An 11,032-nucleotide genomic window follows, 5' to 3' on the forward strand; every position below is an offset into this window, starting at 1 on the left:
TTTCTTACCTACAGTCAAGTGTTTTTATTAATTAATAACTATTTTTTGGGTGGGAGGGGTACCACTCCCACCCAAAAAAACATTTTGGAAATGACAAATAGACCTGACGAGTTATGTTTTTTCGAAAGGTCATCTATGTTATAGTGTAAATAACTGATTACGAACAGATGGATGCTGTATTGTAATCATAGGTGATGTTGTGTGTGATTAGATGAAAGGCCACTTTCAAGAACTTATTCACACATGCAATTGACGCAACTTTATGGGGTTTGCCTTGAGGTTGCGTTTTTAATTTGTCATAATACTCTACAATATGATTGTTGGACTTCTTACGAAGTTTAATCATCGATTGAACCATGTAGTACAATAGTTTTCGTAATTTGTTATTTCCTCGTTTATTTATTTTATCTTTATAAAATGTATTACCAGATTGATAACGCATGATATCAATTCCAACATATGCATTCAATTGTTTATGGTTCTGGAAGCGTTGTAGATCCCCTAGTTCTCCAATTAGTCTTACAGCAGTCACCTCTCCAATCCCTGGAAAAGAAAGTAATACCTGATACTCAATACGATCTTTTGAAAGTTCAACCATCTGTTTTATAAGCATGTCTTTTTTCGCTTTAAGATCTGTGATACGTATAGCATAATCCCGAATTTGGTCACAACGAACATCATCTTTTGATATTGCTGGATAGGAATCTTGTGCTGCGTGAAGTAATTCTATTGCTTTTTCTTCTGCACGTTTAAGGGATATGTTCTTTTTTGTATTCCCTTTTATTTTATTTCGTATTACAGTTTTAGAACATGCCAATACTTCATCTGGGTGTGGGAAAAGCTGAGTGACGTTCAAAAAGAGAGCAGAACGTTTTGAAAAAAGACGCTCTAATTCAGGAAAACTAAGCTGTAAAATAGCGTGCAATCTACTGTATAGACTTATAATTTCACTATCTAGTTCATCGTAATAACGTGTTAGTGCGCGCATTTGTTTATAGTAGTTTTCTTCCTGGTATGTCGTAGAACGTTCTGTTCGAAAATGAGATTTAGCAAGCCCATGAGCATCACTTATATCTGTCTTATGACGACGCATCGAAGCCGTTTGTAGATTCGCTTCTAACGGGCTAACTCTATGATAGGTGTAGCCTTCTGCTTGAAAAAACTGTTCTAATGGTCTCGAATACACTCCTGATGCTTCAAATACAATTTCAGGTGCTTGACCATCCCGTTTAATGATTTCACAAATCCTTTCATTCAAGGCTTTAAAGGACGATTTATTATGTGTAATTTCGCCTTCATATTCACATTTATTATAGTGATTATAGATAACCATTGTACTTTTCCCCATACTAACATCGAATGCTAGAACATGTTTCATGTTCATTTCTCCTTCTCTTACCATTCATAGAAGCCTTCACATTGCCTTATCGATTCCACTTTCTTTTACTCGATCTCTTAAGGACCCAACATACTAAACTGATTCAAATAAGGGTGTGAAGTCGGCCGGTTTATAATACGGACTCTTAAATGGTCCTAGAGGCTGGTCGGCCTTACTTCACTTCTACTATAAAAAAATAGTAGCACAAACCCTGGCCAGGGTCTGCACTACTAATGTTAGTATGTTTGTTTACGCTTATTGTAGTGTTACATCTTTTAATTGATAGATTCCAAGAGCATCGACCCAGAAACCGTCCACTTCGTTTCGCACACCAGTTAAATAGTTTTGGTGATGTACGTAAATCATTGGAGCTAGTTCTACTAGATGTTCTTGTGCTTCACGATAAATTTCAAGACGGGCATCAGGATCTGTCTCCCGGCGTCCGGCATCGAGAAGTTCATCAAGAGTATCATCTGCAATGAAAGATCGATTTCCTGGTGCGCCTGCATTTGAAGAATGTAATAGGGCATACATTCCATAGTCGGCATCCCCAGTTACCGTAGACCAGCCAAGAATGAACATATCATGTTCCCCATTACCTGTTCTTTCTAGATAAGCACCCCACTCCAGTTCTTCAATGGAAACGTCAATATTGTATTCCCCTAACACACTTTGAATATAGATGGCTGTTTCCACCCTTTGCTCATTGTCGTTGGTCCAAATCGTTGTTTCAAAACCATCCGCATATCCTGCCTCTTCCAACAGAGAACGGGCCCGGTCTGGGTCATAAAGAAGTCCTGAAACATCTGGGTCATACCCAAAGACATCTGGCGCCAATGGTCCAATGGCAGGAATACCATTACCTTGATAAATACCGTCAATTATTTCTTCCTGGTTAATGGCTAATGAAATAGCCTGACGGACACGTGGATCATTAAACGGCTCTTTATCCACGTTAAAAGATACGTAAGATAAACTTACTGATTCTTGAATATTGACATACGTTTCCTCATGGTCATCCACATAATTTAAGTCTGTAGGCTGAATGGGATCAGCAATATGTGAATATCCAGTTTCTAATTCTGCTACACGGGCACTTGGTTCTGGAACAACTTTAAATGTAACTGATTTAGGTTTCGCAGGATCTCCCCAGTAATCATCAAACCTTGTCAATACAGTTTCTTCCCCAGATGTACGACTCTCTAACTGGAAGTAACCCGTTCCAACAGGATTCTGGGCAGCATACAACCCGAGATATTCGGAGATTTCCTCCACGACTTCCATGAATTCATCTCCGCCTTCTGCACGCAATTCATAATATTCTTCCAACGTCATTTCCAAACCTGCCTCTTCAAAAGCCTGGAGATAATCTGCTTCTATCACACTGTTGCTCAATATCCCCCCTGCATCATGAGCTAAATGAGCAAGTAACGGGGCAAATGGGTACTCTGTTGTAATTAAAACTTCAAAGTCACTTTCAACTGTCACTTCGGTAATCATATCATACAGGAAAGCACGCTCGGACGCCCTTGCAGGATCAGAAACACGCTCCAGATTGGCTTTCACATCGTTGGCAGTGAAAGCTGTACCGTCATGGAAAGTAACACCTTCACGTAATGTGAATTTCCATGTCGTATCATCCACCGGTTCCCATGATTCAGCAAGTCCTTCGATAATTTCCATATTTTCGTCTTGTTTCACAAGTGTCTCGTATATGTTTGACCGGACATTACTGGATGGAACATCGTTATTGCCATGTGGGTCCAGAGAAACTAAGTCCGAAGAAACGGCAAGGACGATATCATCTTCCCCTGAAGTATCTTCTGTCGCTGAGTCATCCGTACTATCTTCGTCTGTATCCGTGTCCGTTTCTGTCTCTGTTTCCGTATCAGGTTCTGAATCATCTTCAGGTTCCACCTCTCCATCACCAGCACAGGCTGCTAACACTAGGGCAAAACTAAGTATTAAAGCAACTAACCAGAGAAATCTCTTTGTCTTCAACTATACTACCCCCTATCTTTTTTTCCCATTGGATGGGCATTGACAAATTCCCTTCATGTTTATGTCAAAAAACAATTATGTATAACAATTTCATTAATTTTCTTTACAAATAGGAAATTGGAAACAGATGGGGGAGAAAAAGAAACAGAAACTCCTGACATATTTCTTTAGAAAAGAAGTATACGTTTAGTGCAGGTTAAGAAATATTAATTTTTCTTTTCATTAATTTTAAGTTAGACAACTTCATATATTGAGAGAAATAAGGGGGTATGAATATGAGTCTACACGCTGAAAGTACAGCGGTACCTAGAGAGAAAGTGGAAAGTCCTAGAGTTAAAAGTATAAAAGACTTCTTTAGGCGATTCACAAAAAATAAACCTGCAGTCATCGGTTTTTTTGTCATTTTATTTTTAGTCTTTTTGGCCATAACCGTATCTTCATTTTCCAGATTCGATATTATCATTACTCCACATGATCCTAGTACAGTGAATTTAGTGGACCGGTTTCAAGGTCCATCCTCTGAATATTGGTTTGGGACAGACCATATGGGTCGTGATATCTTTTCGAGAATTGTTCATGGAATGATTCTTACATTAGGTATTGGGTTCGTTTCTGTCATCATGGGTGGAATCATCGGTGTCCCTCTTGGAATTATCGCTGGTTTTTATGGTGGAAAAATCGATGCTATTATCATGCGTTTTGTGGATGTTCTTCTCGCTTTCCCTGGAATTTTATTGGCATTAGCGATCGTTAGTATATTAGGAGGCAGTTTAATAAATGTCACTATCGCTGTTGCTATCTATTCTGTCCCCGGATTTGCCCGCATTGTTCGGGGATCAACCCTCGCCACAAAAAAACTTGAATATATCGATGCCATCCGGGCGCTTGGGGCAACCGATACTCGTATTATATTCCTACATGTCCTGCCAAACGTCCTTTCACCGATCATCGTTAATGCAACCTTGTATATTGCAACCGCCATCTTAACGGCTGCAGGTCTCTCTTTCTTAGGTTTAGGGGCACAGCCCCCTGCACCGGAATGGGGTGCTATGTTAAATGATGGCCGCAACCACTTACGGGATGCCGGCCATATTGCTTTCTTTCCAGGGCTTGCCATTCTAGTAGTCGTTCTAGCATTTAATATCTTTGGGGATGGATTACGGGATGCATTAGATCCAAAAATGAAGAATTAGGAGAGGGTGCAAAAATAATGTTAACTTATATCCTACGTCGATTGATTCAGCTAATCCCTGTTCTGTTTGGTGTTACTTTGTTCGTGTTTCTCCTAATGCACCTTACTCCCGGTAATCCAGCGCAACTCATGGCCGGAGAGCAGGCACCGCAGGAAGTCATTGATCGAATAGAAAATCGGCTTGGTTTAAATGATCCCTTGCCCGTTCAATATGTGAGGTTCTTAGGGAATGTTGTCCAGCTGGATTTTGGCACGTCCATGAGAAGTAATCTTCCTGTAATGGATGAGATTAGATACAAATTTTTTGTGACAATTGAACTGGCCATTTATAGTACTCTCTTAAGTGTTTTTATCGGAATCATTGCAGGCATTGTTTCAGCAGTTCGACAATATACTTTTTCCGATATTGCCATAATGTTTGTAGCTTTGTTCGGCCTGTCTATGCCTAACTTTTGGCTTGGGCTAATGTTAATGCAATGGTTTTCAATCAATCTTGGATGGTTCCCGCCAACCGGATGGGGGTCAGCATCACAAGTAGTCCTGCCGGTAATTACACTTGGTACTGCTGGTGCCGCCGTGATTGCAAGAATGACACGATCCAGTATGTTAGAAGTCATTTCTCAAGACTATATTCGGACTGCCCGTGCAAAAGGGGTTCGGGAGCGAGTTATTATTTATCGCCATGCTTTAAAAAATGCATTAATTCCAGTGGTAACGGTCTTAGGTTTACAATTTGGGACACTCTTGAGCGGTACGGTATTAACAGAACAAGTTTTTGCCATAAACGGGATGGGGCGATATGTGATTGATTCGATTATGGCCCGTGACTTTCCAGCCGTCCAAGCAAGTATAATCATCATTTCCGTTATGTTTGTTTTCGTAAATTTAATTGTGGATATTTCCTACAGGTTCTTAAATAAACGGATAGATCTAAACGGGTAATAGGGAGGGGAAGAAATGGGATCAGAAAACAATATTCTCCGTGTAAACAATTTACAGACTTCATTTTTCATAGATGGGGGACATGAAATAAAGGCCGTTGATGGGGTCACCTTTGACGTACCAGAAGGAAAAACATTAGGTATTGTGGGGGAATCTGGGTCAGGAAAAAGTATCACTGCACTTTCCATCTTAAAATTAATCGACTCTCCTGGGAAAATAAAGGGTGGGGAAATTAATCTTAAAGGGGAAAACCTCGTTGATAAAACTGAAAAGGCAATGCGAAAAATCCGTGGAAATACGATTTCGATGATTTTTCAAGAACCAATGACGTCCTTAAACCCCACTTATACAGTTGGTCAGCAAATTCGGGAATCGTATAAAATCCATCAAGGGTTAGGAAAACGGGAAAGTACGGAAAAAGTCATCGAGATGTTAAAGCTTGTGGGTATTCCTTCTCCAGAAAAGCGAATCAATCAATATCCATTTGAATTGTCAGGTGGAATGCGGCAAAGAGTTATGATTGCAATGGCTTTAGCATGTAACCCTGAATTACTCATTGCCGATGAACCTACAACGGCACTGGATGTCACGATTCAGGCCCAAATTCTCGAACTAATTAAAGAATTACAAGATGAGTTAGGGATGTCCGTCATCATGATTACGCATGACTTAGGGGTGGTGGCAGAAACCTGTGATTTCGTAGCAGTAATGTATTGCGGAAAAGTGGTGGAATATGCAGAAGTAAAGACACTGTTTAAAAATCCGAGACACCCTTATACAGTCGGACTGCTCAAATCGTTGCCACGAAGTGATATTGATCAGCTGGAATTAATCCCCATCAAAGGTACTGTCCCTAGTCCTGATAATATGCCCGAAGGCTGTTCCTTTGCCCCAAGATGTCCATTTGCCACGGAATTGTGCCATGATCACCTTCCTGATCTCCTTGAGATTGGGGATGGGGAACAAATTCGTTGTTGGATATATACAGATGATTGGGACGGGGATCCGGAGGTGAAAGTATATGAACCATAACAAAGAACTATTAAAAGTACAGCACTTAAAACAATACTTCCCCATTAAAGGAGGTATCTTTGGACGCACAGTAAAGCACGTCAAAGCAGTAGACGACATTTCTTTTACAGTGTATGAGGGGGAAACAGTAAGTATTGTGGGAGAATCCGGTTGTGGAAAATCAACAACTGGTCGTGCTATTTTACGGCTTGATGAACCTACTGATGGAGAAGTTAAGTTTAACGGCGTTGATCTTCTTACTATGAGTAAATCCAACATGCGCCGTATGCGAAAAGATATGCAAATTATTTTTCAGGATCCATACGCTTCCTTAAATCCTCGAAAAACGGTGCGACAGATGTTAAATGAAGCGATGGAAATACAACAGGTGGTTCCCCGGTCTTATCGGAATGAAACAATTGCCGAGTTAATGGAAACAGTGGGTCTCAAGCCAAATCAAGCTGATCGTTTTCCCCATGAGTTTTCCGGTGGACAGCGCCAGAGAATTGGGATCGCCCGCGCCTTATCCGTTAATCCAAAACTAATTATCTGTGATGAAGCCGTATCTGCCTTGGATGTTTCCATCCAGGCACAAATATTGAATCTTTTGAAGAAATTTCAGAGAGAATTAAAGCTGACCTATTTATTTATCTCCCATGATTTAGGGGTTGTCCGTCACATTTCCGACCGGATTATCGTCATGTACCTTGGTAAAATCGTAGAGATTGGGGATAAAACTTCTATTTTTAATAATCCTCAGCATCCTTACACGAAAGCATTATTATCTGCAATTCCTATTCCTGATGCGGAGAAAAGAAAGGAAAGGATCATTTTACGGGGGGATGTACCCTCACCAATCGATCCCCCTGTAGGGTGTAGGTTTCACACAAGATGTCCATTTGTAACTGACAAATGCCGCGAAGAAGAACCTGAACTTGTAAATGATGATCATATGAAAAGTGGTCACCAGGCAGCATGTCATTACACGGTAGCAATTGATAGTGGAGAGCATCAACCAACGAGGGAATTAGCAAATGTAAGACAGAACACTTGAACTGGTCACAGCTGAAAAGAAAGCAGAGCGAATAGGGGAATTCAATGATTGGAAATCCCCTATTCTATGAAACATAAAGAGAGGCTGTCACTCAAAAGTCATATACCATGACTTTTTTGACAACCTCTCCTTTTCTAGTTTTGTTGGATGATGTGAGCTGAAAGATTAATTTTTTGTCACCAGGTAAGCTCTATATTCAGTAACTCCACCCTTTTCCACATAAACAGCTAATACATAGTTCCCATTTGGAAGGTTAACGCCGTTCACACTACCATTCCAATTAAATTCATGTTCTGGAGCAGGAACATTTTTAAACGAGCCAATTGTTCCTAAAAATGCACCGATCGTATTATTAGGTCCAAGACGATACAAGTCATAATCAAGCACTTCTGCACCACCTGGTAAATAAGATCCTACATAGTAGCTACCATCTGCTTCCTTACCAAAGTAAATCCCAGTTAAACGAGGATAATCCGGTTCACCTACAAAAAGAATAGTTGGGACAGCGATGACCTGGCTCCCGTCACTCACTTTGATCGTACCTTCATAATATCCTGGCTTCAATTTGGAGGTATCCACCTGAACATTAAAGTTTACCTTTTGCGATTTTCCTGCTTGTACATTTAAATTATTACTTGTCATTACTTTAATTCCATCAGGGTTTCCTGCAAAAACCACTTCAAAGCTGTATCGTTTTCTCTCATTTGAAAGGTTTTTGATTGTAAAGCTTTGTCCTTCTACTTGTCTGCCAGAGTCCTTGACGAATTTTCCAAAAGAATGACTTCCTGGAGTTACTAATGTTTTACTGTTAATTGCTTTATGAACACGGATACTTCCTGCACCTTGTGCATTATGCGGATAAGGTTTTCCGGTAATCGGATCAATTAACTCTTCCGCAGTATTCATAAGTGCAGCCTTTACATCTTCAACACCCCACGTTGGATGAGCTTGTAATAATAAAGCTGCAGAACCTGCCACATGTGGAGCAGCCATACTTGTTCCGTTTGATGCACTGTATCCATGTGGATTATTTTGATTATGCGTTGGAACCGTACTTAAGATTGCAACTCCCGGTGCGGAAACATCCGGTTTGATCATCCATGTGGATGTCACCGGTCCACGGGAAGAGAATGTTGCCATTGTTTCAGGTACGTCATAAGGAGAAACACTGTTAAAGGTTACTTTATTGTTACCTCGGTTCATTTCCTGAACTAATGCTGTACCATCTGCCTGAGTCAGTTTAATTGTTGGAAGGGCAAGTCCATTCACATCAGGTATTTCACCAGTTGCATTGTTGAACATAATCACACCTTCTGCACCTGCATTTTTCGCATTTTGGACTTTATCCACGAAGGTATGTGTACCCCTTTGAGTAACAACCACTTTTCCTCTCACATCTTTACCGGCAAAATCAGCTGCCCCTGCAAGTCCTACAAAAACAAGATCATAGGTTTTCCCATTTAACGCTGTTAAACTTTCTACATTCGGGTAACCCATTGCTTTTGCTGAATTATAGGATGACACTCCTGCAGTGGCTAATTTAATCTCATATGCCACGTGTGGCAACTGAGTTGCTCCTACAGAGATAGCTTCACGGGATGTCCCAGGTGATCCTACTGTCCAATTATTTGGACCGCTGTTTCCGTTAGCTACTACTGCAACTACCCCTTCTGCCATTGCCCAGTCTAATGCAATACTCGTAGCAAAATCAGGGTTGTTCATTGTATTACCTAAGGATAAGTTCATAATATCCGCACCATCTTGAACGGCCCGTTCAATACCGGCAAGGACGTTTTCTGTTGATCCACTTCCTCCAGGTCCGAGAACACGGTAAGCTAATAGATTTGCCTCTGGTGCTACACCTTTAATTAATCCGTTTGCGGCAACTGTTCCAGCGACATGGGTACCATGGGTAGTTGAACCGCCCCTTGGATCTCCCGCAGGAGTTTCTTGAGGATATTTATCATTATCTACAAAATCCCAGCCAAGATTATCTAGATCAAAGGCATGTACTAAATCAGGATGAGTGTAATCAACTCCAGTATCTAATATCGCTACTGTAATTCCCTTTCCTGTAACTTTTGCATCCCATGCTTTTTGGGAACCAATATATGGTGCACTGTCCAGCATGTTAGGTCCATAGGCATCTAGAGCTACCTCTTCTGAGGAGACAACTTGAACTGTATGCTCTACGTTTGGATATACAGCTTTTACTCCTGGTACACTTAACAGACTTGGAATTTCTTTCGCTGGAAGTTCTACTGAAAATCCAGAAAAAAGATAGTCATATTCACGGTTTACTTTTGCATTACTAACGTTTTGGTTCACAGAAGAGATAATCTGATCTCTTTCCTTTTTCAATTTAGATTTGGATTGGTTTTTCCCTTTATGTTTCGCTTCCACAATTGATTCTTCCACTAGCTGTACAATTACTGTAGTAGGTTTCGAGGAAGTGAGCTCTAAATCTCCGAAAAACTCTGCTGTTGGAATTTCTGTACCACGAGATCCATCAGAATTTGCAAATGCTGCCATGTTAAAAGTAGATAAAATAAGTGCTAATGTTAATAAAATAGTAAGTAATCTAGAATATCGTCTCTTCATATGTGTTGTTACGTCCCCTCTTAAATACAGTTTTTTGTAGAGTGTAGAGTGCAAACCTTCTGATTAACCTCCTTATTAGAATTTTCTAAATATTACTTTCGTTAAATAACTATACCTGCTTTTTCAGAATATTTCTTCCTGTCCATTGTGCCTATTTTTTTGTAAGAGTTCTATAATTTGAAGGGAGGGAATCTCTCATGATTCGACATGAAACTGCAAAAAGTCCTATTCCATGAACATAATGAAATGTAAAATTACCCATTTAATAGTTCATTCGAATGAATATATAGAAGAATACCTTTCTAAAAATTCTTTCGATTATTTTTTCAAGAAAACTTAGCTATAAAAGAAAGCGTACTGGTCCGTTGTTTCTTAAATAATTTCTTTTGTATGATATCGGGCAAACTCTCTCTAACCGATGGAAACGGTTACTGCCGTGGAAGTATTCCCTTCTTAATACCAATAGTTGAAAATTGTTTTCGGATAAAAAAAAGGTAAATGTTTTATCGGTATAATAATTGTGAGATAAGAAAGGGGAGAGACTATCGTATCCTTCGAAGGTTTTTTTAGTTTTTAAAAAAGAATGCTCCCTTTTTACAGCGACTATAGACCCTCCTGTCAAACTTATATTCTAGTACTTCTCTCTAAGGAAGGTTACGCAAGGTTGAATTTCATCGGCATACATACATCGCAAACTCCCCCCATGGGAATGAAATGATGTACCACATTCACACAAAAGAGCCTAGTTTTTTTAGGAATAAGAAAAGCGCAAGCGCCTTGGTCACGGGCGAAAGTCACTGGAAGGACTTTGACAGAAGCCGCTTTTTGGCTTCCGAAAAGTCCTGAAGTGATC

General features: G+C 40.1%; 8 protein-coding genes. 4 read left to right on the forward strand and 4 right to left on the reverse strand.

Annotated elements, in window-relative coordinates:
• Positions 1 to 157: 157 nt before the first annotated feature.
• The gene (locus KS419_RS06280) at positions 158 to 1,378 is read right to left on the reverse strand and encodes an IS110 family RNA-guided transposase (protein ID WP_246593679.1); all 1,221 of its coding nucleotides are present in this window, start codon (positions 1,376 to 1,378) and stop codon (positions 158 to 160) included.
• Positions 1,379 to 1,633: 255 nt separating this feature from the next.
• Entirely contained in the window at positions 1,634 to 3,379 is a 1,746-nt protein-coding gene (locus KS419_RS06285; protein WP_217065218.1) for a glutathione ABC transporter substrate-binding protein, read from the reverse strand.
• 275 nt (positions 3,380 to 3,654) lie between these two features.
• Between KS419_RS06285 and KS419_RS06290 the strand changes: the two genes are divergently transcribed.
• From KS419_RS06290 to KS419_RS06305, 4 genes are read left to right on the forward strand one after another with little or no spacing between them, the layout of a single operon-like run.
• Positions 3,655 to 4,572: an ABC transporter permease gene (locus KS419_RS06290; protein ID WP_217065219.1), complete on the forward strand. Its 918-nt coding sequence runs from the start codon at positions 3,655 to 3,657 to the stop codon at positions 4,570 to 4,572.
• 17 nt (positions 4,573 to 4,589) lie between these two features.
• The gene (locus KS419_RS06295; RefSeq protein WP_217065220.1) at positions 4,590 to 5,513 is read left to right on the forward strand and encodes an ABC transporter permease; all 924 of its coding nucleotides are present in this window, start codon (positions 4,590 to 4,592) and stop codon (positions 5,511 to 5,513) included.
• Positions 5,514 to 5,528: 15 nt separating this feature from the next.
• Positions 5,529 to 6,545: an ABC transporter ATP-binding protein gene (locus KS419_RS06300; protein WP_217065221.1), complete on the forward strand. Its 1,017-nt coding sequence runs from the start codon at positions 5,529 to 5,531 to the stop codon at positions 6,543 to 6,545.
• Positions 6,535 to 7,578 carry an ABC transporter ATP-binding protein gene (locus KS419_RS06305; RefSeq protein WP_217065222.1) on the forward strand — a complete coding sequence of 348 codons (1,044 nt, stop codon included), beginning with the start codon at positions 6,535 to 6,537 and terminating at the stop codon, positions 7,576 to 7,578. Before KS419_RS06300 ends, KS419_RS06305 begins: the two co-directional genes overlap by 11 nt.
• A 165-nt stretch (positions 7,579 to 7,743) precedes the next feature.
• On the opposite strand, the gene KS419_RS06310 is transcribed toward KS419_RS06305, so the two are convergent.
• On the reverse strand, positions 7,744 to 10,179 hold the full coding sequence (locus KS419_RS06310) for a S8 family serine peptidase (RefSeq protein ID WP_217065223.1): 2,436 nt from the start codon (positions 10,177 to 10,179) through the stop codon (positions 7,744 to 7,746).
• Between the two features lie 654 nt (positions 10,180 to 10,833).
• On the reverse strand, positions 10,834 to 11,032 hold a 199-nt coding region (locus KS419_RS06315), incomplete at its 5' end, for a hypothetical protein (RefSeq protein ID WP_217065224.1).

The organism is Evansella tamaricis (assembly GCF_019042215.1).
Classification (GTDB): Bacteria; Bacillota; Bacilli; order Bacillales; family Salisediminibacteriaceae; genus Evansella; species Evansella tamaricis.